At 75.5% G+C, this 21887-nt stretch carries 18 protein-coding genes; 11 read left to right on the forward strand and 7 right to left on the reverse strand.

Going from position 1 to position 21887, the window contains the following annotated elements; translation table 11 throughout:
• Positions 1-42: 42 nt before the first annotated feature.
• The gene (locus tag HUT16_RS06870; RefSeq protein ID WP_254897672.1) at positions 43-1428 is read right to left on the reverse strand and encodes a ParB/Srx family N-terminal domain-containing protein; all 1386 of its coding nucleotides are present in this window, start codon (positions 1426-1428) and stop codon (positions 43-45) included.
• A gap of 204 nt (positions 1429-1632) precedes the next feature.
• On the opposite strand from HUT16_RS06870, the gene HUT16_RS06875 reads away from it, so the two are divergent.
• Complete coding sequence (locus HUT16_RS06875) at positions 1633-2817, forward strand: glycosyltransferase (protein WP_176192526.1); 1185 nt, start codon at positions 1633-1635, stop codon at positions 2815-2817.
• 29 nt (positions 2818-2846) lie between these two features.
• Positions 2847-3602 carry a cyclopropane-fatty-acyl-phospholipid synthase family protein gene (locus HUT16_RS06880; RefSeq protein WP_176186468.1) on the forward strand — a complete coding sequence of 252 codons (756 nt, stop codon included), beginning with the start codon at positions 2847-2849 and terminating at the stop codon, positions 3600-3602.
• Between the two features lie 7 nt (positions 3603-3609).
• Here the strand turns inward: HUT16_RS06880 and HUT16_RS06885 are convergent, their stop codons facing one another.
• From HUT16_RS06885 to HUT16_RS06905, 5 genes are all read right to left on the reverse strand, one after another.
• Positions 3610-4809 carry a glycosyltransferase gene (locus HUT16_RS06885; RefSeq protein ID WP_176186470.1) on the reverse strand — a complete coding sequence of 400 codons (1200 nt, stop codon included), beginning with the start codon at positions 4807-4809 and terminating at the stop codon, positions 3610-3612.
• Between the two features lie 2 nt (positions 4810-4811).
• A complete protein-coding gene (locus tag HUT16_RS06890; RefSeq protein WP_176186472.1) occupies positions 4812-6011 on the reverse strand; it encodes a polysaccharide ABC transporter ATP-binding protein in 1200 nt (399 codons plus the stop codon).
• Positions 6001-6900 (reverse strand): ABC transporter permease, encoded by a 900-nt coding sequence (locus HUT16_RS06895; RefSeq protein WP_176186474.1) that lies wholly within the window; start codon positions 6898-6900, stop codon positions 6001-6003. Before HUT16_RS06895 ends, HUT16_RS06890 begins: the two co-directional genes overlap by 11 nt.
• Before the next feature lie 390 nt (positions 6901-7290).
• Positions 7291-8058 carry a thiol:disulfide interchange protein DsbA/DsbL gene (locus HUT16_RS06900; protein WP_176186476.1) on the reverse strand — a complete coding sequence of 256 codons (768 nt, stop codon included), beginning with the start codon at positions 8056-8058 and terminating at the stop codon, positions 7291-7293.
• A 230-nt stretch (positions 8059-8288) separates the two neighbouring features.
• Positions 8289-8999, reverse strand: coding sequence for a hypothetical protein (locus tag HUT16_RS06905; protein ID WP_176186478.1), 711 nt, complete (start codon positions 8997-8999; stop codon positions 8289-8291).
• A gap of 226 nt (positions 9000-9225) precedes the next feature.
• Between HUT16_RS06905 and cutA the strand changes: the two genes are divergently transcribed.
• Positions 9226-9555 carry a divalent-cation tolerance protein CutA gene (cutA, locus tag HUT16_RS06910; protein WP_176186480.1) on the forward strand — a complete coding sequence of 110 codons (330 nt, stop codon included), beginning with the start codon at positions 9226-9228 and terminating at the stop codon, positions 9553-9555.
• Here the strand turns inward: cutA and HUT16_RS06915 are convergent.
• Positions 9552-10613, reverse strand: a complete 1062-nt coding sequence (locus HUT16_RS06915) for a glycosyltransferase (RefSeq protein ID WP_176186482.1) — start codon at positions 10611-10613, stop codon at positions 9552-9554. The genes cutA and HUT16_RS06915 overlap by 4 nt on opposite strands.
• Positions 10614-10968: 355 nt before the next feature.
• Between HUT16_RS06915 and HUT16_RS06920 the strand changes: the two genes are divergently transcribed.
• The 8 genes from HUT16_RS06920 (at position 10969) to HUT16_RS06955 (ending at position 21792) form a co-directional block, all read left to right on the forward strand.
• Positions 10969-12087 carry a glycosyltransferase family 4 protein gene (locus HUT16_RS06920; RefSeq protein WP_254897673.1) on the forward strand — a complete coding sequence of 373 codons (1119 nt, stop codon included), beginning with the start codon at positions 10969-10971 and terminating at the stop codon, positions 12085-12087.
• A gap of 306 nt (positions 12088-12393) precedes the next feature.
• A complete protein-coding gene (locus tag HUT16_RS39130) occupies positions 12394-15360 on the forward strand; it encodes a glycosyltransferase (RefSeq protein WP_176186486.1) in 2967 nt (988 codons plus the stop codon).
• 40 nt (positions 15361-15400) lie between these two features.
• Entirely contained in the window at positions 15401-16447 is a 1047-nt protein-coding gene (locus tag HUT16_RS06930) for a GNAT family N-acetyltransferase (protein WP_176186488.1), read from the forward strand.
• Entirely contained in the window at positions 16447-18003 is a 1557-nt protein-coding gene (locus HUT16_RS06935) for a hypothetical protein (protein ID WP_176186490.1), read from the forward strand. Before HUT16_RS06930 ends, HUT16_RS06935 begins: the two co-directional genes overlap by 1 nt.
• Positions 18000-19214, forward strand: a complete 1215-nt coding sequence (locus HUT16_RS06940; protein WP_176186492.1) for a DegT/DnrJ/EryC1/StrS aminotransferase family protein — start codon at positions 18000-18002, stop codon at positions 19212-19214. The genes HUT16_RS06935 and HUT16_RS06940 overlap by 4 nt, the downstream gene beginning before the upstream one ends.
• A gap of 87 nt (positions 19215-19301) precedes the next feature.
• Positions 19302-19751 (forward strand): large conductance mechanosensitive channel protein MscL, encoded by a 450-nt coding sequence (gene mscL, locus HUT16_RS06945; RefSeq protein WP_176186494.1) that lies wholly within the window; start codon positions 19302-19304, stop codon positions 19749-19751.
• Positions 19752-20079: 328 nt separating this feature from the next.
• Complete coding sequence (locus HUT16_RS06950) at positions 20080-20685, forward strand: DUF6643 family protein (RefSeq protein WP_176186496.1); 606 nt, start codon at positions 20080-20082, stop codon at positions 20683-20685.
• 207 nt (positions 20686-20892) lie between these two features.
• Entirely contained in the window at positions 20893-21792 is a 900-nt protein-coding gene (locus HUT16_RS06955; RefSeq protein WP_176186497.1) for an MOSC domain-containing protein, read from the forward strand.
• The last annotated feature ends 95 nt before the right edge of the window (positions 21793-21887 follow it).

Raw genomic sequence — 21887 nt, forward strand, 5'->3', positions numbered from 1 at the left:
GCGCTCGGTCGCGGCGGGCGGCCCGGGGGTGTCGGTGTCGGCTCAGCCGACCGGGTTGCCGACCAGCTGCTGCGGGCCGGTGAACCGGTTCGGGGTGCAGCCGGGGCCCGCGAGGGTGAGGCGGTCACGGGTGTTGACGATGCTGAGCGGGCCGGTCCAGTCGGCGCCGCAGATCCGCACCGTTCCGGCGCCGACGGCCTGCAGCGGGCCGTTCACGTCGGAGCCCGCCACCACCAGGTCGGCCCCGGCCCGGACCACGACCGGGCCGTTCTGCCGGGCGTTGACCAGGCAGGTGGTACCGGTGGCGACGGTGAGCGGGCCGTTGTGGACGCCGGTCACGGTGGTGGTGCAGGCCGGGACGGCGGGCAGCTTCGCGCGGAAGTCGAGGGCGTAGGCGAGCTTGCCCGGCTTGGCGTCGGTGATCGGGGCGCTCAGCTTGCCGAACTCGCCGCCGGTCGGCTTCTTCCCGGCGTTCCAGGGGCTGAGCCGGCCGAGCTGGTCGGCGGTGGCGCCCTCGGAGACCACGGTGTCGCCGGGGGCGGCGGACATCGCCTGCGAGGCGGTGCGCACCGCGCCGAGGTAGGAGGCGAAGTCGGTGCGGTCGTAGGAGCCGGGCAGGCCGACGCCCTGGCGACGCAGCCAGTCGCCCCACTGGAACTCCAGGAACTCGGCGGCGTCGTCGGGCACCGAGTAGCCGATGTCGCGGGTGAAGTAGACCAGGCTGCGGTACGGGTCGTCGTGGAAGTCCGCCAGGCCGAGGCGGGTCGGCAGCTGGTCGACGGTGATGGCGTTGGCGTTCTCGTCGACCAGGCGCACCCACTTGTGCTCCTGCATGGCCTGCCAGAAGGCCGCCTTCGACAGCGTGCTCCAGTTCGCCTGGACGATCAGCCGGATGTGCAGCTTCGGCCCGCCCTCGGCGGTCTCCAGGAAGGAGGTGAGGGTGTGGTGGCCGTCCGTCAGGTAGAGCTCGCCGCCGGGGCCGACCACGACGGTCTTCATCTCGGCGCGGCTGGCCGCGGTCTCCTGCCCGACCGGGATGGTGCAGGTGAAGCTGGCCGGGTCGGCGAGGGTGGCACCGGCGGGGGCGGCGGCGACCGCGCCCTGGCCGTTGGTGGAGCACCAGTCGTCGAAGCGCTTGTTGGCGGAGCCGTTCAGCTGGTCCTTGTCCGAGGCGTACCGGCCGAGCTTGTAGTAGACCTCGTCGTAGCCCACCGCGTTCTGGGTGGGGTGCAGCTGGTCGAGCGTCACGTCCAGCAGGTCGCCGGGCCGGGCGGCGAGCGCGGCCCGGTCGGCGGGGGCGGCGCCGGCGGGGGCGGCGAGCACGGTCAGGGTGCCGAGGGCGAGGGCGAGCGCGGAGGAGGCGGCGAGCGCGGCCCGGCGGCTCGGGCTGCGGTGGCGCGACGGGGTGGCGGGCGCGGTGCCGGTCATCATCTGTTCTCCTGCTGATCGGATCGGCGGATTTCCGCCGCGCCCATCCAGCCATCCCCGGCCGCTGCCCGCGCGTCCGCCGGGCGTCGCCCCGGTGACGGCCGGGTGAACTGTCGGGGCCCGGGCGCGGGCGGGGCGGGCGGGCGCGGGCGGGGGCGGGCACGGGCGGGGGCGCCGTCGCGCCTCGGGGCCGGCCGGGCCGGGATCGGGCAGACTGCCCGGGTGACGGTCCTGTGGTGGGTTTCGGTGGTGTCGCTGCTGGCGTGGCTGTGGCTGGCGGTGTGCCACGGCGGGTTCTGGCGCACCGACCAGCGGCTGCCCCGGGGCGGCGGCGAGCCCGCGTCCTGGCCCTCGGTGGCGGTGCTGGTGCCGGCCCGGGACGAGGCCGGGGTGCTGCCGGTGTCGCTGCCGAGCCTGCTCGCCCAGGAGTACCCGGGCCGGGCCCGGGTGGTGCTGGTCGACGACCACAGCACCGACGGCACCGGTGCGCTGGCCCGGGAGCTCGCGCGGCGCACCGGGGGGCTGGAGCTGGCGGTGACCACTCCCCCGCCGCTGCCGGAGGGCTGGACGGGCAAGCTGTGGGCGCTGCGGCACGGCGTCGAGCAGGCCGGGGACGACGCCGAGTGGCTGCTGCTGACGGACGCCGACATCGCGCACCGGCCGGGCTCGCTGCGGGCGCTGGTCGCGGCGGGCGAGGGCGGCGGCCTCGACCTGGTCTCGCAGATGGCCCGGCTGCGGGTGGCGAGCGGCTGGGAGCGGCTGGTCGTCCCGGCGTTCGTGTACTTCTTCGCGCAGCTGTACCCCTTCCGCCGGTCCAACCGCCCGCGGGCCCGGACGGCCGCGGCGGCCGGCGGCTGCTCGCTGGTGCGGCGCGGCGCGCTGGAGCGGGCGGGCGGGGTGGCGGCGATCCGCGGCGCCGTCATCGATGACGTGTCACTGGCCCGTGCGGTCAAGCGCACCGGCGGCCGCACCTGGCTCGGCCTCGCCGACCTGGTCGACTCCGTCCGCCCCTACCCCGGCCTGGGCCCGCTGTGGCGGATGGTCTCGCGCAGCGCCTACGCCCAGCTCCGCTACTCGCCGCCGCTGCTGGCCGGGACGGTGGCGGGCCTGGCGCTGGTCTACCTGGTGCCGCCGGTGGCCGCCGTCGCCGGGGCCGCCGCCGGGGCGTGGTGGACCGCCGGGGCGGGCCTGGCCGGGTGGGCGGTGATGGCCGGGACGTACGCGCCGATGCTCCGCTACTACGGGCAGCCCGTCGCCGCCGCCCCGCTGCTGCCGTTCACCGCGCTGCTCTACCTGCTGATGACGGTCGACTCCGCCGTCCAGCACTGGCGCGGGCGCGGCGCCGCCTGGAAGGGCCGCACCTACCCGCAGCCGCAGCGCGCCGAATAGCCGGCCGGCGCGGCGGGCAGGATGCCACGATGGAGCGTCACGAGATCTCACGGATCGCGCACCGCGACCACCCGGTCGCGGCCCCGCTGTCCGACGAGTCGGTGCGGGAGCTGCTGGAGCGGCTGCTGCGCGGCCGGTCGGACGGCCGGCTGCTCGACCTCGGCTGCGGCGAAGCCCCTTGGCTGGTAAGGGCGCTGGCCGCGCACCCCGCCCTGCGCGCGGTCGGCGTGGACACCGACCCGGCCGCGCTGCGCACCGCCCTGCACACCGCGCAGCGGCTCGGCGTCGCCCGCCGGATCGGCCTGCACCACCGCGACGTGCGGGAGTTCAGCACCGCCGAGCCCTTCGACGCCGTCCTGTGCGTGGGCGCCACGCACGCCTTCGGCGGGCTCGGCCCGGCCCTGGCCGCGATCGGCCCGCTGCTCGCGCCGGGCGGTGCGGTGCTGCTCGGCGAGTCCTACTGGGAACGCGAACCACCCGCCCGAGCACGGGAGTTGCTCGGCGAGGGCCTGACCGGCCTGGCCGGCACGCTCGCCGCCGTCGAGGCCGCCGGCTGGCTCCCCGTCGCCGGGCACACCTCCACCCGCGCCGAACTCGACGCCTACGAATGGTCCTGGACCGGCTCCCTCACCGACTGGGCGCTCGACCAACCCCCGGGCCCCGACCGGGAGGCCGCGCTGCACGCGGCGGCCGAACACCGCCGGGAGTGGCTGGACGCGTACCGCGACTGCTTCGGCTTCGTCACGCTGCTCCTGCGGCCGGGGAGCCGAGCGGGGGCGGGGTGACGGCGGGTCAGCGGCCGAGCAGGCGGCGGGCCGTGGGCTTGACGAACTCGTAGCGGGACATCTGCTCCAGGTCGCGGAGCCAGGCGGTGCGGCCGGGGGGCCGGCGGAGGAGTTCGCGGTAGATCTCCTCGAAGGCGGTGGAGACGTGGTCGAGGGAGAAGCGGGCGACGACCCAGTCGCGGCCCCAGGCGCCGAGTTCGGTGCGGCGGGCGGGGGCGTCGGCGAGGGCGCGGATCTGGGCGGCGAGGGCCTTGGCGTCGGCGGGGTGGTCGCCGTGGCCGTACATGCAGCGGGAGGCGTGCGGTTCGACCAGGGGGCCGGGTTCGTGGATCGCGGTGTAGCCGCTCGCGCCGTGCACGATGACGGGTTTGGCGAAGGCGAGGCCGCGCAGGGCGGAGCCGCCCATGCCGAGGACGAGGTCGGCGGCCTGGTAGGCGGGGCGGGGGTCGGGGCGCTGGCCGGTGAGGACGATCGCCTCGCGGCCGAGCTCCTCGTTGACGGCGGCGGCCTCGGCGCGCAGGTGCCGTTCGCTGGGGCCGCCGCCGACCACGGCGAGGACCAGGTTCGGGTCGTCGAGCAGGCGGAGGGCGGCGATGGTGCGGGAGACCCCGGCGTCCTTCTCCAGGCCGGAGACCAGGCGGGTGACGATGCAGAGCAGGAGCTGGTCGGGGGCGGCGCCGACCTCGGCGCGGAAGGCGGCGCCGGAGACGGCGCCCGGCGCGTCGGAGTCGGTGTCGACGGGGGGTTCGATCAGCCGCAGGTCGCGGTGGCCGAAGGCCCGGCCGTCCGGCATCAGGGCGCCCAGGCCGAGGACCAGGGGCTGGTAGCGGGGCATGCCGCGGAGCATCCGGATGCCGTAGAAGGTGGTGACGATCGGCAGGCGGCCCTGGCGGCCGGGGCCGAAGTAGGCGTTGCGGGCGGCCCGGACCTCCCAGGCGTGGACGACCTGGGAGCCGTGCTCGTCGGCGAGCTTGCCGAGCCGGGCCCGGATGACGGCGTGCGGCGTGGCCGGGTCACCGGCGACGACGAGGTCGAGGCCGTGCTCGGCGGCGAGTTCGACCAGCGGGGCGGGGCCGTCGACGCCCTGGGCGAACAGCACCGGTTCGTGGCCGCGGTCGCGCAGGGTGCGGGCGATGTCGACGGCGTTGAGCTGGGCACCGCCGAGCGCGAGGTTGTTGAGGTGGACCAGGACCCGGACGGAACGCATGCTCAGTCCTCCCACTGGTGCGGGACGAAGACGGGCGCGGCCATCACGACGGCGCGCGGCGGGGTGTCGAGCATCGGGCCGAAGACGTCGAACTGGCCGGCCGAGTGCCAGCTCATCAGGGTGCCGCCGTCGGTCTTGCCGATCGAGTAGACGCCCGTCCACAGGGTGTAGCGGCCGCGCGGCAGGGGCAGCCGGGGGATGACGCAGGCGACGCGGTGGTCGCCGCCGGTCATCCGGATCTCGTGGCTGATCTGGAAGATCGGGCTGGAGGTGCCCTCGCTGACGCCCAGGTGCAGGGTGGCGTCGCCGCGGTAGTCGCCGCCGAGGGTGAGCTCGACGGTGACCGGCTCGTCGGTGTGCAGGGTGGTGGCGTCGCCGTCCTCGCCGCGCACCTCGTACTTGAGCAGTTGCAGCGGCTCACCGACCCGGGCGCTCGCCTCGGACTGCGCCTCGATGGAGTCCCGGTAGCCGGCCAGCGCGTCCGTGATCCCGGCGTCGACCCGGACGGTGCCCTGTTCGAGCCAGACGCCGCGGCGGCAGATGGACTGCACGGCGGGCAGGTCGTGCGAGACGAAGACGATGGTGGTGCCCTGTTCGGCGACCTCGCGCATCCGGTCCAGGCAGCGCTGCTGGAAGACGGCGTCGCCGACCGCGAGCACCTCGTCGACCAGCAGGACGTGCGGTTCCAGGTAGGCGGCGACCGCGAAGCCCAGGCGCATCTGCATGCCGGAGGAGTAGAACTTGACCTGCCGGTCGATCGCGCCGCCGAGGCGGGCGAACTCGACGATGTCGTCGAAGCGTCCGGCGACCTCGCGGCGCTTGAGGCCGAGCAGCGCGCCGAACAGGTAGATGTTCTCCCGGCCGGTCAGGTCGGGGTGGATGCCGGCCCGGATCTCGATCAGGGCGCCGATCCGGCCGCGCACGTCGATGACGCCCGCGTACGGGTACATGACCCGGGTGAGCATCTTCAGCAGCGTCGACTTGCCGGAGCCGTTGGAGCCGATCAGGCCGACCGACTCGCCGGGTTCGATGTGCAGGTTGATGTCGCGCAGCGCCCAGCGCCAGTCCTCGCCGCGGTCGCCGCGCAGGCGGCGGGCGACCTGGTCGACCCGGTCGCGCAGCAGCATCCGCTGCTGGTCGGCGCGGAAGCGCTTCCAGACCTGCTCGGTGCGGATGGTGCCCAGAGGGTAGTCACGCGACATCGGCGATCCCCGTTTCCAGCTTCTTGAAGACCAGGTACCCGCCGACCAGGAAGACCAGCGAGCTGGCCGCGGCGATCAGCGTCATCCGGGCGTCGGGCGCCTCGCCGTACAGCAGGGCCTTGCGGTAGCCCTCGATGACCGCGCCGAGCGGGTTGACGCCCACGTAGATCTCCTGGAGCCGCTGCGGGATCTTGGCCAGCGGGTAGGCGACGGGGGTGGCGAAGACGCCCATCTGGGTGATGATCGGCAGCAGGTGGCGGACGTCGCGCAGGTAGACCACGGCGACCGAGAGGATCAGCGCGATGCCGTAGGTGAAGGCGAACTGGATCGCCAGCAGCGGCAGCACCCAGAGGAAGGTGGCGGCGGGGGCCGTCCAGAAGACCAGGAACATCAGGCCGAGGACGCCCACGCCGATCACCATGTCGACGGTGGCGACCAGCATGGTGGCGAGCGGGAACACCTCGCGCGGGCAGTACACCTTGTTCAGCAGGCTCAGGTTGTTGGCCAGGCTGAGCGCGCCCTGGTTCATCGTGTTGGAGAAGAACTGCCAGACGATCAGGCCGAGGTAGGCGAACAGCGTGTACGGGACGGCGCCCGTCTCGATCTTGACCGCCCGGTGGAACACCAGGGTGAAGATCGCGCACAGCGCCAGCGGGGTGAGCACCGCCCAGGCGAAGCCGAGCACCGCCTGCTTGTACCGGGCGCGCAGGTCGCGCTCGGCCAGGGCGCGCACCAACTCCCGGGCGGCCCACAGTTCGCGGGCCACCTGGAGCGGGCGCAGCCGGCGTTTGAAGACGAGTTCGGGCGGCGGCCCGGCCGGGACCGGGGCGCCCGGCGGGGCGGCCTGGCCCCGCGGCTCGTCGATGACCTGCGCGCGCTGTCCCCCCACGGACTCCCGCCCTCCCCGGAGGCGGTGGTCGCCCCTGGTACCTGTGCCGTCTGCCTGCTGCCGTCGACCGGTCTCCGTCCGACCGGTGGCCCGGCCGGCGCCCCGGCCGTTCCCCACGGCCGGACCGGTGCCCGCCCCGGGCGCGGGGGCGCGTCGGAGGACCGGGCGCACCGCTGCCGTCGGGGCCGGGCCGCCGGTGCTGTCCGGCCGACCCGCGGACCACAATGACACAGAGTGTGCGGGCCGGGGGCGGGTTCGGTGAAGATTGCGGCAGCTCAGCCCGGTACGGGACGGTTCCGGACCGAACCGACCCGTCCGGGCGGGGAGTTGACGGCGGGACGGGCGGCCGGCGGGACAGGCAGCCGACGGGACGGGCGGCCGGCGGGACGGTCAGCCGGCGGGCTGCTCGGCGACCAGCTGGTCGAGCGCGGACGGCATGCCGTCGACGCCGCCGGCCCGGGTGGGGGACGTCCGGCCGGTGCCGTCCACGACCACGGTGGGCAGCTCGGTGATCTCGTTCCGGGCGAACAGCTTCGGCGCGTCCTCCACCGCCCGGTCGACCTCCGCGGAGCGGTAGGCGGCCCGGAACTTCGCCGCGTCGACGCCCTGTCCGGCCAGCCAGTCGGCGGCGGACTGCTCGGTGGTCAGGTCGGTGTGCTGCTCGCGGACGGCGCGGAACACCGCGGCCTGCAGCCGGTCGACCTCGCCGATCCGGTCCAGCGCGTAGAACAGCCGGGCGTGGGCCCGCTGTTCGGCCTCGTCGGGGCTGCCGGGCCAGACCGCGGGGACGCGGCGCAGCGTGACGTCCGCCTGGTGCTTGGCGGCCCAGCGGGTCAGCGGCTGCTCCAGCAGGGCGGAGTGCGAGCAGTCGTACCAGAAGAACTCGACGGCCTCGTGGGCGCGCCGGGCCTCGGGCGCGGGCGTGAGCGGCACGGCCTGCTGCAGCGGGGCGGCGACGGGTGTCGGCGCGTGCTGCTGGGTCGGCGCGGACGGCCGGGTGGCGCCGAACTGGTGTCCGAGGGAGGGCAGTTGCTGGCCGTTCGGGCCGAGCGGCAGTCGGGGCAGGACGGACCCGGACGCGGCCTCGGCGGCGGCCGGGGCGGTCAGCAGACCCCCGGCGACGGCGAGCAGGACAGTGGTTCTGAGCAGCGGATTCACCCCGGCAGACTGGCAGTCGGGGCGTGCGGCGTTCCAGGTGATCGGGCTCCGGTCGGCGGAATTCGCCGGATCGGAGCAGTGCGGCGGCGGTGCGGGTCGAACGTTCGTCGGGCGTTCGAGGCCCCGTCTGCTCCGCTGCCGGGTGGTTCGGGGTCGTACGGGGTTCCCGTCGGTCCGGTGGACGGGCGCGCCCCCGCTCCTGCGCCCACCTGCGTCGGGGAAGGGGCGGACTACTTGCCGTCGTGCTTCCACTGGGCGCGGGCGTCGGCCTCGCCGGCCTTCGGGACACTGATCTGGATCTGGTCGGAGCCCTCCTCGGCGACCGGGCAGTAGCGGCCGTCCTTGACGTCCATGGTCAGCGCGAGCACCCCCTCGTTGCGCACCAGTTCCAGCAGGTCGCCGGTGGCGCAGGTGGCGTTGGGGGCGACCGGCGGCGAGGCCAGCCAGCTGACGGCCTGGTAGACCGGGACGCCCGGGCGCAGCACGGTGCCGTGGGCCTTGTCGGTGGCGAAGCTGCCCGCGCCCAGGACGCCGCTCTTGAGCTTCATGAACTCGGTGGGCACGTGGTTGATGCGCAGGTCGGGGGCGCCGTAGACGACGCAGTCGTGGCCGCTGGTGTTGGTCAGCTTGATCACGCCGTTGATCCGCGGGTTGGCGCTCCTGTCGAGCGTCAGCTCGGCCTTGACGTCGCTCTCCTTCTCGGAGTTGCCGCAGATCGGCACGTCGGCGCCGACCGTGCCGCCGGTGCCGCCGCCGGTCGCGGCCTTGCCGGCGGGGGTGCTCGCGCCGGTGGCGGGGGTGCCGGTGGCGGGCGGGGCGGCGACGGAGGCGGTGGTGGCGGCGGGCGCGGCGGAGCCGGCGTCCTCGGGGTCGCAGGCGGTCAGGGCCAGGACGGCGCAGGCGGCGAGGGCGACGAGGGCTGCGGGCTTGCGGACGTTCATCTCGTACTCCGTGGTCCGGTGCGGTGGGCCGCCGGTCGGCGGCAAGCATCACCACGGCGTCCGGCTATCGGGCGGTTGCGGCGCCGAACGTCCGGTACAGCGCTGTGACAGACGCCGTTACACGGGAGCCCCGGACGGCGGGTCGGCCCCGGTCCGCACCCGGACGGTTCGCACACCCGCCGGAATCCGGCCGTGACACGGCCGGTCGCGCCCTAGCCTGAGGTCCATGACGAACCGTGAGTTCCTGGTGCTGACCACCACCCACGACGACGAGGCCCGGGCCCGCGAGCTGGCCGCCGCGGCGGTGCGCGAGCGGCTGGCGGCCTGCGCCCAGGTGTACCCGGTCCGGTCGGTGTACTGGTGGGACGGCGAGGTGCGGGACGGCGCGGAGTGGCGGGTCGACCTCAAGACCCGGGCCGCGCTGGCCGAACGGCTGACCGCGTTCCTGGTCGAGCGGCACTCGTACGGCACGCCGGAGGTCGTCGCCGTGCCGGTGGCCGCCGGCTCGGCCGCGTACCTGGACTGGATCGAGGCCGAGACGGCGGACCGGCCCTAGCGGGCGACCTCGCGCAGCAGGTGCTGCCAGGCGGTGGTGACGGTGTCGAGGTCGAAGTGGGCGAGTGCGTGGGCCCGGGCGGCGGCGGCGTACGGGGCGCGGTCGGCGGCGAGCAGGGTGCGCAGCGCGTCGGCGAGGGCGGCGGGGTCGCCGGGCGGGACGAGCAGGCCGCCCTCGCCGGGGCGGACCACGTCGGAGACCCAGCCGACGTCGGTGGCCACCGCCGGGAGCCCGGCCAGGGCGGCCTCGATCAGCACGCCCGGGACGCCCTCGGAGTCGCTGGTCAGCAGCAGCACGTCGGCGGCCCGGTAGAGCGGCGCGGGGTCGGCCAGCGGGCCGAGCAGGTGGGTGCGCGGGCCCGGGGCGAGCGCGGCGCGCAGCGGGCCCTCGCCGGCCAGGGCGAGGTGGGTGTCCGCGGGGAGCAGGGCGTGTGCGGCGAGCGCGAGGTCGGGGCGCTTCTCCGGGCTGAGCGCGCCGACCCAGGCGATCAGCGGGCCCGCGGTGGGCAGGCCGAGTCCGGCGCGGGCGGCGGCCCGCTCGGCGGGGTCGGCGGCGGGCGGGAAGCGGTCGGCGGGGCGGGCGTTGGGGAGGGTGCGCAGCCGGCGGGCGGGGAGCCGGAAGCGGGTGCGCAGGACGTCCGCGGCGTGCGGGGAGATCGCGGCGACGGCGGCCGCGCGGTGCAGGAACGCGCCCACCCGCAGTCGGCGCAGCGGGTCGGCCGTCCAGTGCCGGGGGTCGCCGATGTTGACGTACACGAAGGGGGTGCGGGCGGCGAACAGGCCCAGTGCGCAGGCCTGGAGCGTCGAGGAGCCGTGCGCGACCACCACGTCGGCGCGGGCCGCGGCGGCGCGCAGGGCGCGCAGGGTGGCGGGGTGGTGCCGGGACGGGCCGAGCACGGGGACGGGCGCCCCGGGGTCGGCGTCGGGGTGCGGGTGCAGCGCGGCGAGTTCGGAGGACTGGCCGCGGCGCAGCAACTCCCGGTGCAGGTCACGGGCGAGGCGCTGCGCGCCGCGGGCCCTGGGGTCGGTGATGACGTGAAGTACCCGCGGGTCGGCCATGGCCCAGAGAGTAGCCGGGACGGGACGCGAGATCGGGGGGAACGGCGGGAGGCGCACATACAGGGGCCCGGGGAACGGCGGGTCCGTGCTGCTGGTGGTCGGAGCCCATCGGAGGTTCGTGCTGCTGCGTGTCTTTAAGGGAACCCGAAGCCGATGCGCGCCACGGCAGTGCACCGGCAGCAGACCCGGGCTCGCCGTTCCCCGAGCCCCTGTCGGGGCCTTTCGCCGTTCCCGTCTAGCCCCAGGCGGGGGTTTCCTCCGGTTCAGGGGACGCGGGGCGGGTCGGGCTGGGATGCTGATGCGCGGTCAGGGGGTGGCCCGGGCGAGGGGGGTTGGCACGGTGCGCGTGGTCTACGTGATCGACAGTGTGAGTCGGGTCGGCGGGGCGGAGCAGGGGCTGGTGGCGATGGCTCCGCTGCTGGTCCGCTCGGGGGTGGACCTGCACGTGGCGTTCCTGAAGGAGTCGCCGGGCGGGTTCCAGGAGGAGTTGCGGGCGGCGGGCGCCGGGGTGCACCCGGTGCTGCGCGGGTCGCGGCGGGCGCGGGTGGCGGCGTTGCGGGCGGAGTTCCGCCGGCTGCGGCCGGACCTGGTGCACACGACGCTGTACGAGTCGGACGTGCTGGGGCGGACGGCCGCGCTGGGGGCGCGGGTGCCGGTGGTGTCGAGCCTGGTGAACTCGGCGTACGGGCCGGAGCACCTGCACGCGCGGGGGCTGAGCCCGTGGAAGGTGCGGGCGGCGCAGGCGGTGGACGCGGTGACGGCGCAGGGGGTGCGCCGGTTCCACGCGCTGACGGAGCACGTGGCGGACGTGATGGCGGCGCGGCTGCGGGTCTCGCGGCGGCGGATCGACGTGGTGCCGCGCGGCCGGGACCCGCAGCTGCTGGGCGGGGTGACGCCGCAGCGGCGGGCCCGGGTGCGGGCGGAGCTGGGGTTGGCGGAGGAGGTGCCGGTGGTGCTGGCGGCGGCCCGGCAGCAGTACCAGAAGGGGCTGGACGTGCTGGTGTCGGCGTGGCCGCGGGTGCGGGCGGCGCGGCCGGACGCGGTGCTGCTGCTGGCGGGGAGCCGGGGGTCGGAGACGGCGCGGCTGGAGGAGTTGGCGGCGGCGACGGGGGGCGTGCGGTTCCTGGGGCCGCGGGACGACGTGTTCGACCTGATGGCGGCGGCCGAGGTGTTCGCGGTGCCCTCGCGCTGGGAGGGGTTGGGGAGCGCGGCGATGGAGGCGATGGGCGTGGGGGTGCCGCTGGTGTGCGCGGACGTGCCGGCGCTGCGCGAGACGGTGGGATCGGCGGAGTGCGCGCTGCTGGTGCCGCCGCAGCGGCCGGAGGAGCTGGCGGCGGCGCTGGTGCGGGCGCTGGAGGAGCGCGGGGAGGCGCTGGTGCGGGCGAAGGCGGCGCGGACGCGTTTCCTGGCCGGGTACACGCTGGAGCAGGTCTCGGCGCGGATGGTCGGGTTCTACGGGCGCGCACTGGCCTGACGGCGCGGGGACGGGCGGTGGCCGAACCGACCGGCGGCCCCTTGATGACTCCACGTCAGTTCGCCTGCGTGCGTCCGGAATCCGACCGGGCCCAGGTGTCAGTATGGCCAAAGCGCTTGCGCCGCAGGTCCGGGGCGGGAAGCATCGGGCGCAGGGGAGGGCCGTAGGGGCGGCCTCTGGACGTTCGTTTGCTTGCCGCAGCCGGGGGGCGCATGCGGCCCGGCCGTGACCGATGCGCGCCGCCCGCCGGGGTGGGTGCGGCCGTGGGGCGCGTGTGCACCGTGACGAGGCGAGGGGAACCAACCGGTGGAACCGGCAAATCTGTTCACCGTTCTGCGGCGGTACTGGCGGCTGCTGGCCGCGTGTACGGCGGCCGCGCTGGTCGTGGGCCTCCTGCTGACGCCGGCCGGGAACGCCGTGGACAACGGCAAGTGGCAGTGCAAGGTGGCGATCACGCCGGTGGCGGGTGCGGCGGACACCGTGCGGGCCGACCAGGTGCTGTCGTACGCGCAGGGCTCCGCGGTGACCACGGCGGCGGCCCAGAAGCTGCACGTGACGGACGTGGCGGGGCTGACCGCGCGCCGGACGGTGGCGGCGGAGTCCACCCAGATGCTGCTGTTCACCACGACCGGCCCGACCCAGGCGTCCTGCGCGGAGCTGGCGCAGGCGCTGGCCGAGGCGACCATCACCGGTTACGCGCAGGAGTCGAAGAAGAGCGCCGACGAGTCGATCAAGCGGCTGCGCACCCAGGCGGACGCCCAGCAGTCGCAGCTGGACGACCTGCAGAAGGCGTTCAGCCGGTCCAACGCCAACGACCAGGCGAAGATGCAGCCGCAGCTGACCACGGCGACGGCGGCGCTGACCAAGACCCTGGGCGCCATCGCGGACCTGCAGAACTACAGCCAGACCGACGCGATCCAGCAGTGGGGTTCGATCGACGCGAAGGAGCTGGGCGGCAGCCTGCTCTCCTCGCCCTCGCGCGGGGTGCGGCTGGCGCTGGCGGTGGTGCTGGGCCTGGCGCTGGGCGTGGTGGCGGCGCTGATGCTGTCCCGGATGGACACCCGGCTGCGGACCCGGGACGGCACCGAGGAGGCGTTCAACCTGCCGGTGATCGGCGAGATCCCGCGCCTGTCGCGGCGCCTGCGCCGGCTGCGCGAGCCGCTGGTGACGGCCCGTCCGGAGGACCCGGCGACCGAGGCGTTCCGTTCGCTGCGCTCGACGCTGCTGCTGACCGGCCCGGACTCGCTGTCCGCGCAGTTCGGGCAGGGCGGGCTGGACCCGGACGACCGGCGGGTGCGGCGGGCGGTGGAGCCGGCGCCGGTGGTGCTGGTGATGTCGGGGCGCTCGGGCGACGGGCGGACCACCACGGTGGCGAACCTGGCGGCGGCGCTGGGCGAGACCGGCCGTCAGGTGCTGGTGCTGGACTGCGACTTCCGGCAGCCGGAGCTGACCTCGCACTTCGGGATGGACGAGGGCCCGGGTATGGCGGAGCTGCTGTCCGGCGAGCAGCTGACCGACCTGGTGGACCTGATCCGGCCGACCCGGGTGCCGAACGTGGCGATGATCACCGGCGGCCACACCACCGCGTACCCGGCGGCGCTGGTGCTGCGCGCCGAGGAGGTGCTGGCGCTGGCCCGGCGGCACGCGGACGTGGTGCTGATCGACTCCTCGCCGCTGCTGAACGCGAACGACGCGTACGACCTGGTGCAGCACGCGGACGCGGTGCTGGTGACGCTGATGGCGGGCAACGTGCGCCCGGAGGAGGCGGACCGGGTCTCGGAGCTGCTGGCCCGCACCGGGGTGCCGGTGGCGGGGGTGGCGCTGCTGGGGGCGGAGGTCGCCACCGGGCGGCGCAACCGCTCGCTGCGGCTGCCCGGGCGGCTGGGCGGGCGCCAGCCGCTGGGCCCGGCGCCGGAGCGGACGGAGCTGCCGCGGCCGGCGGCCGCGGAGCCGGTGCGGCGCAGCAGCCCGTCCGGAGCCGCGGCGGCCCGAGCACCGGCGGCCCGAGCCGCGCCGGGTGGAGCACCAGCGGGCGGACGGCGGCCGGCGCGGCGAGCCGGCGTACGGGGGCGGCGAGGGCGGCGACCGGTACGACGGGACGACGAGTTGGGGGCGGCGTCCGGTGGAGCTGCCGCCGGAGGAGCCGGTGGAGACCACCATGCAGCTGCGGCTGGGCGAGGACAGGTGAGCGGGTCGCGGGCCCGGGTGCTCTGGCTGGCGAAGGGCCTGGGCCGGGGCGGGGCGGAGCAGCTGCTGCTCAACTGCGTGCGGCACGCCGACCGTTCGCGCTACGACATCGAGGTGGCGTACGTGCTGCCGCACAAGGACGCGCTGGTGCCGGACCTGGCGGCGGCGGGCGTGCCGGTGCACTGCCTGGGCGGTGCGCCGGGGCGGCGCTGGCCGCTGCGGCTGCGGGCGCTGCTGGCGGAGCGCCGCTACGACCTGGTGCACACCCACATGCCGGTGCCGGCGGTGGCGGCGCGGCTGCTGCGGCCCGGCGGGCGGCGGACCCGGCTGGTGCACACCGAGCACAACCTGTGGGAGCGCTACCGGCTGCCGACCCGCTGGGCGAACGCGCTGACGTACCGGCGCAACGACGCGGTGATCGCGGTGTCGCACGCGGTGGCGGCGGGCGTCGGGCGGCGCCGGGCGGGCGAGTGGCTGACCGTGGTGCACCACGGGCCCGACCTGGGCGGCGCCCGCAGGCTGGCGCGGCGCGCGGCGCGGGCGGAGCTCGGGCTGCCGCCGGACGCGCTGGTGGTCGGCACGGTCGGCAACCTGACGGCGAAGAAGGACCAGGCGACGCTGCTGGCGGCGTTCGCGCTGCTGCGCGAGCGGCAGCCGGACGCCCGGCTGGTGCTGGTCGGATCGGGGCCGCTGGAGGCCGAGTTGAAGGCGCGGGCGGGCGGGGGCGTGCTGTTCGCGGGCATGCGCGCGGACGTGCCGGCGCTGCTGCCGGGCTGGGACGTGTTCTGTCTGAGCTCGCGGCAGGAGGGCCTGCCGGTGGCGCTGATGGAGGCGATGACCACCGGCCTGCCGTCGGTGGTGACGGCGGTCGGCGGCATGCCGGAGGTGCTGGACGACGGCGTGCAGGGCCGGCTGGTGCCGCCGGGCGATCCGGCGGCGCTGGCGGCGGCGCTGGGCGCGCTGGCGGCCGATCCGGGCCTGCGGGAGCGGATGGGCGCGGCGGCCCGGGAGCGGTCGGAGTCCTTCGACGTGGCGGGCGCGCAGCGGGCGATCGAGCGGGTGTACGCGCGGGTCCTGGCGAACTGAACCGACTGGTGGGGCGGAGTCCGGAGGGGACGAGCACGACGTGGGTGGCGAACTGACGTACCGCGGGCTGGAGTCGGCGGACGTGCCGGCGGTGCTGGAGCTGTTGACGGCTTCGCTGGCGGGCGGCCCGACCGGGCGGCGCAGCGCGGAGTTCTTCGACTGGAAGCACCGGGCGAACCCGTTCGGGTCGAGCCCGGGCCTGGTCGCGGTGGCGGACGACGGGCGGGTGGTGGGGGTGCGGCTGTTCCTGCGCTGGTCCTGGCGCGGGGAGGGCGGCCGCGAGGTGCGGGCGGTGCGGCCGGTGGACACCGCGACGCACCCGGACTTCCAGGGGCGCGGGATCTTCCGGCGGCTGACCACCGAGCTGCTCGAACAGGTCTCCGGCGAGGCCGAGCTGGTGTTCAACACGCCGAACGGGAACAGCCTGCCCGGCTACCTGAGGATGGGCTGGCGGGAGCTGGGGCGCGTCCCGGTGGCGCTGCGGGTGGCCCGGCCGGTGTCGTTCGCCCGGGGCGCCCGGGCGGCGCTGTCCCGCCGGCCCGGCCCCTCGGGGCCGCCGCGCTGCGAACTGCNGTCCGCCGCCGGGTGGCTGGCCGCGCCGGACGCCCGGCGGGCGGGGCAGCTGGCGGAGCTGCTGGCCGAGCGGGAGGGGGCGGACGCGGCCGACCCGCGGCTGCGCACGGTGCGCACCGCGGACTACCTGGCCTGGCGGTACGGGGCGGCGCCGGGCCTGGACTACCGGGTGGTGAGCGTCGAACGCGGCGGCGAGCTGGTCGGGTTGGCGTTCGGGCGGCCGCGGCGGCGCGGCCCGCTGGCCGAGTTCACGCTGTCCGAGCTGATCGTCCGCCCGGGCGACCGGGCCGCGGCGGCGCAGCTGCTGCGGGTGGCGGCGTCCGCCGGCTGCGACCACGCGGCGACCCACCTGGCGCCGGGCACCGAGGCGGCCGCGGTCGGCCTGCGGGCGGGCTGCGTGCGGGCGCCGCGCACCGGCATGGTGCTGGCGGCCCGCACCCCGACCGGTCCGCTGCCGGACGGGCGCACCCTCGCCGACTGGCGGTTCAGCCTCGGCGACCTGGAGGTCTTCTGATGGCGGCACTGCTCGTCGGCCGTTCCCGCCCGGCCCGGCGCGCCCGTTCGCGCCCGCCGGGGCGCTCGCTCGCCCCGGCCCGGCTGCGCGCGTCCCTGCGGCGCGGCCGGTTGACGGTGCTGGCCTGGGTGGCGGTGCTGGGCTACGTGACGGTGTTCGTGCTGGCGATGGTGCACACCTCGTACGACACCTGGGGGGCGCTGCTGGTGGCGCCCGCGCTGATGGCGGTCGGGACGCCGATCCTGGCCCGGGTCGCGGCGGGCAACCCGGAGCGCGGGGTGTTCAAGCTGCTGATGGTGGCGATGGCGGCGAAGCTGGCCTGCGCCTTCCCGCGGTACCTGATGGCGTTCGTGCTGTACGGCGGCGCGGCGGACGCCAAGATGTACCACCAGAAGGGCTCCGACCTGGCCCGGTACCTGACCACCACGGACTTCTCCGCCGGGCTGCACTACGACCTGGGGATGAAGGTCGCGGGCACCGGTTTCGTCATCATCGTCACCGGCGTGGTGTACGCGGTCACCGGGCCGACCCTGGTGGGCGGCTTCCTGGTGTTCTCCTGGATGGGCTTCTGGGGGCTGCTGTTCTTCTGGCGGGCGCTGCAGATCGCCTTCCCGGAGGCGGACTCGCGGCGCTACGCGAAGCTGGTGTTCTTCCTGCCCTCGCTGCTGTTCTGGCCGTCCAGCATCGGCAAGGACGCCTGGATGATGTTCTGCCTGGGCCTGACCACGTACGGGGTGGCCCGGCTGCTGGACCGGCGGTTCGGCGCGTTCGCGTGCATCGCGCTGGGCTCGCTGGGCACCGCGATGGTGCGGCCGCACGTGACGGTGCTGGCGGGCGCGGGCCTGAGCGTGGCGTACCTGCTGCGCAAGCGGCCGCGGCAGGTGTCGGCGCTGGGGCCGCTGCGCACGGTGCTGACGGCTGCGGTGCTGGCGGTGGGCGTGGCGCTGATGCTGCAACAGGTGTCGACCTTCTTCGGCACCAACGGCACCGGCGGGGACGCCGTCAACCAGGTGCTGTCTGAGACCTCGCGGCGCACCTCGCAGGGCGACTCGGTGATCAACGCGGCCACCGCGGACGAGCCGGCGCCCGCGTTCAGCCTGAACCCGGTGAAGCTGCCGATGTCGGTGGTCAGCGTGCTGTTCCGGCCGTTCCCGTTCGAGGCGTCGAACATCCAGAACCTGATCCAGTCGGTGGAGTGCTTCGCGCTGCTGGTGATGTTCATCCGGGCCTGGCCGCAGCTGGCGCGGATCCCGAAGCTGTTCGTGCAGCGCTCGTACGTCGCCTTCACCGTGGTGTACACGCTGCTGTTCTGCTGGGCGTTCTCGACCATCAACAACATGGGCATCCTGTCGCGCGAGCGGGTGCAGGTGCTGCCGCTGGTCCTGGTGCTGCTGGCGATCCCGCGGCCGGCCGCGGCCCGCCGGGTACGCAGCCGCCGCCCGCCGCTGTGGCGGGTCCAGCCGGGCCAGTGGCGCGCCGCCCGCCACGGCCCCGAGCTTCCGGTCGCCGTCGGCGCTCCGGATCCGTCACGAACCCAGGGGGGCTCGACCTCATGACGACCGACCAGAACCGACCCGCCGTCCTCGGCGGTGCGCCCGCCTTCCCCGACGGCCTGCCGCTGACCCGGGTGGAGGTGCCCGACCGGGAGGGGCTGCTCGGGCGGCTCGGCGAGGTGCTGGACTCCGGGATGCTCACCAACGGGCCGACGGTGCGCCGGTTGGAGGAGCGGGCCGCCGAGCTGCTGGAGGTGCCGCACGTGGTGGCGGTGTCCAACTGCACGGCGGGGCTGATGCTGGTGCTGCAGGCCGCGGGGGTGGACGGGCGGCGGCCGGTGCTGATGCCGGGCTTCACCTTCTCGGCGACCGCGCACGCCGCGCACTGGGCGGGTGGCAGCCCGCTGTTCGCGGAGGCCCGGGAGCAGGACATCACGCTCGACCCGGCCGACGCGGAGGCCCGGCTGAAGGCCGCCGACTCGCCCGCCGCGGTGATGGCCACCCACGTGTACGGGACGCCCTGCCAGACCGAGGAGTTGGCGCGGATCGCCGACGCGGCCGGGGTGCCGCTGGTGTACGACGCGGCGCACGGCCTGGGCTCGAAGCGGCGCGGCGTGCCGGTGGGCAACTTCGGCCTGGCCGAGGTGTTCTCGATGAGCCCGACGAAGGTCGCGGTGGCGGGCGAGGGCGGCCTGGTCGCCACCCGGGACGCCGCGCTGGCGCAGACCCTGCGCACCGCCCGCGACTACGGCAACCCGGGCGACTACGACACGCTGTTCCCGGGCCTGAACGCCCGGATGAGCGAGCTGCACGCGGCGGTCGGCCTGACCTGGCTGGCCGGCCTGCCCGAGCGGGTGGCCCACCGAGGCGCGCTGGTGGCCGAGTTCGCCCGCGTCGTGGCCGGCGTCCCCGGCCTGCGCCTGGCGCTGCCGGAGGAGGGCGACACCTCGACCTTCAAGGACCTCACGCTGGTCCTGGACGCGGAGGCGTTCGGCCTGGACAACCGGCAGCTGGCGGCGGCGCTGAAGGCCGAGGGCATCGACACCCGCCGCTACTTCTTCCCGCCCGTCAACCGGCAGAAGGCGTACGCCCACCTGGGGCAGGCGGAGGAACTGCCGCGCACCGACCGGCTGGCGGCCTCGGTGCTGACCGTCCCGCTGTGGTCGCACATGGACGCGGCGACGGTGCGCCGGGTCGCCGACGCGGTGGTGCGTGTCCAGCCCTTCGCGGCGGCCGTCCGGGAAGCCCTCCAGGAGGCCGGCACGCCCGCCTGAGCGATCCTCGCAAGGCGGTTCGGCCATTAGTCGGATCAGGTGAACTCGGTTGGACCGCAGGGAGGTTGGACCGTCAGGATGGCTGCCATGTTCAAGGGATTCCGCAGCTTCCTGCTGCGCGGCAACGTCGTCGACCTCGCGGTCGGCATCGTCATCGGCGCGGCCTTCACGGCCGTCGTCACCGGCTTCGTCGCAGCCTTCCTGACCCCGCTGATCGGCATCGCCTCCGGCGCGGTCGGCGACTTCAGCAAGGAGTCGTTCACCGTCACCGGGGTCACCTTCCCGTACGGCGCGTTCCTCCAGGCGCTGATCAGCTTCGTGCTGGTCGCCGCGGTGATCTACTTCGCCGTCGTGCTGCCGGTCGGCCGACTGCAGAACCGTTTCAACCCGGTCAAGGACGCCCCGGTGGCCAAGGCCGACTGCCCCGAGTGCCTCAGCACCGTCCCGGCCGCGGCGACCCGCTGCGCCCACTGCACCAGCGAACTGGCCGGCCGCCCGGGCTTCCCGGCCCAGGCCGCCGCGGCGGCGGCCCGCTGAGCGCCCTCCCGCACCACCGCCCGGCCCGGACGGCTCCCCGCCGCCCGGGCCGGCACCCGTTCCGGCGGCCTTTTCGGCGGTCTGGACCACTACCGGCTTAACGGAACCTTGGCGGAGCCTTTCCCCCGTCCGATCGGAGGCTTTTGCCCGGCACCGGATGAGCGGGTGGTGCACGGACGATGGATCCCGGATGACCGAAACGGGACCTCCTTTCGCCCAACTCTGCCCGGTAATGCCCGATTTAAGCGAGCGAAGAGTCTGTAAACAGTTGAACTCCAGGCCGTTCCGCTCTCCTCAGCAGGCACGTTGTGGGCTTACGGTATGCCCCATGACCTCGCCCCGCTCCTACGACGGAGTCGGCTACCCCCCTCCGTCTTTCTCCTCCGGCACGCCCATCTACGACAGCCTGGTCGCAGAGCGCGGCATCCCGCAGATCGCACCCATCAACGTGCCCCCGGCCCTCCCGGCCTCCTCCTGGTCCTCCGCCTACGGCAGCGGTTTCGGCACCGGTTTCGACGCCCCCCAGTCGAACCTGCCCGCGCTGCCTCCGGCCCGTCTCGCGCTGGGCCCCGGCCCGAGCAGCACCCCGGCCCCGGCCCCGTACGTCCCGGCCCAGCCCGGCTACGGGCACGTGCCGGCCCAGCCGCAGCACGGCTACGCGGGCGCCCCGCAGGGCTACCTGCCCAGCCAGCGCCCGGCCGCGCAGTTCCAGCCGCAGCCCGCCCAGGCGTACCCCGCGCCGCAGGCCCCGGGCAGCGGTTTCGCCACCGCCCCGCAGAGCTTCACGCCGACCTTCAACTCGCAGCAGTTCGGCGCCCAGCCGGCCCCGCAGCAGCAGTCGTTCGGCGACCAGTCCTTCGGCGGCAACACGCTGCGCCCGGCGGCGGCCCCGCAGCAGTACCCGCAGTACCGGCAGTACCCGCAGGCCGGCTGAGAACCCCTCGCAGGGGGGCAAGGTCACCACGCAACGACGCGTTTCTCTCCCCCACACCGCCCGCCCGCGCACCCCGCCCGGGCGGGCACCGCGCACCGCACGGCACCGCACCGCTCCGCACGGCCGCTTCCCCGCCTCCCGGCTCCCCGCCGGGGTGCGGGGAAGCGCCGTTCCGGGCCCGGCCGCCCGCCTGGCAGGATGGTCGGCATGCCGAGTCTCGCCGCCCTCCACCTGTACCCGGTCAAGTCGATGTACCGGCTCAGCCCGCCGTCCGCCCAGGTGCAGCCCTGGGGCCTGGCCGGCGACCGCCGCTGGATGCTGGTCGGCGCCGACGGCACCGCGCTCACCCAGCGCGACGAGCCCTCGATCGGGCAGTTCCGCCCCGCCCCGGCCGCCGACGGCGCCTCGCTCACCCTCACCGGCCCGGACGGCGCCGTCCACACCCTGGCCGTGCCGACCCGGTCCGGCGGCGCCCCCGAGGCCGAGGTCAGCGTCTTCGGCACCCGCTTCCCGGCCGCCGAGGCCGCCAAGGAGACCTCCGCCTGGCTGGCCGAACGGCTGCCCGCGAAGCTCGGCGAGGTCCGCCTGGTGCACCTGGACCGCCCGGCCACCAGCCGTCCGATCAACCCGAAGTACGCCGCCCCCGACGAGACCGTCTCGATGGCGGACGGCTTCCCGCTGCTGCTCACCACCACCGGCTCGCTGGACGAGCTGAACGCCCGGATCGCCGCCGACCACCCGGACGACGCCCGCAAGGCGGCGCCGCTGCCGATGGAGCGCTTCCGCCCCAACCTGGTGGTCTCCGGCACCGCCGCCTGGGCCGAGGACGGCTGGCGCCGCATCCGGGTCGGCGGCCTGGAGTTCCGGGTGGTCAAGCCGTGCGGGCGCTGCGTGGTGACCACCACCGACCAGGAGAGCGGCGAGCGGCGCGGCCCGGAGCCGCTGCGGGCGCTGGGCCGCCACCACCGCTTCGGCCAGAAGCTGGTGTTCGGCCAGAACCTGGTGCCGGTCCGGGCCGCTGGCGCGGACGTGCTGGGGACGCTGTCGGTGGGTGACCCGGTGGAGGTGCTGGAGGAGGTCCCGGCGCCGCTGCCGGACCGCCGCTGACCCGGCCCCGGCCGGGCGCCGTCAGCTCCGTGCACCCGGAACCACCCCCGGCCCGGGTCGTTGAACCGGGCGCCGGACCGAGGCGGCGGACCGAG

This window comes from Kitasatospora sp. NA04385 (assembly GCF_013364235.1).
In the GTDB taxonomy this organism is placed as follows: Bacteria; Actinomycetota; Actinomycetes; order Streptomycetales; family Streptomycetaceae; genus Kitasatospora.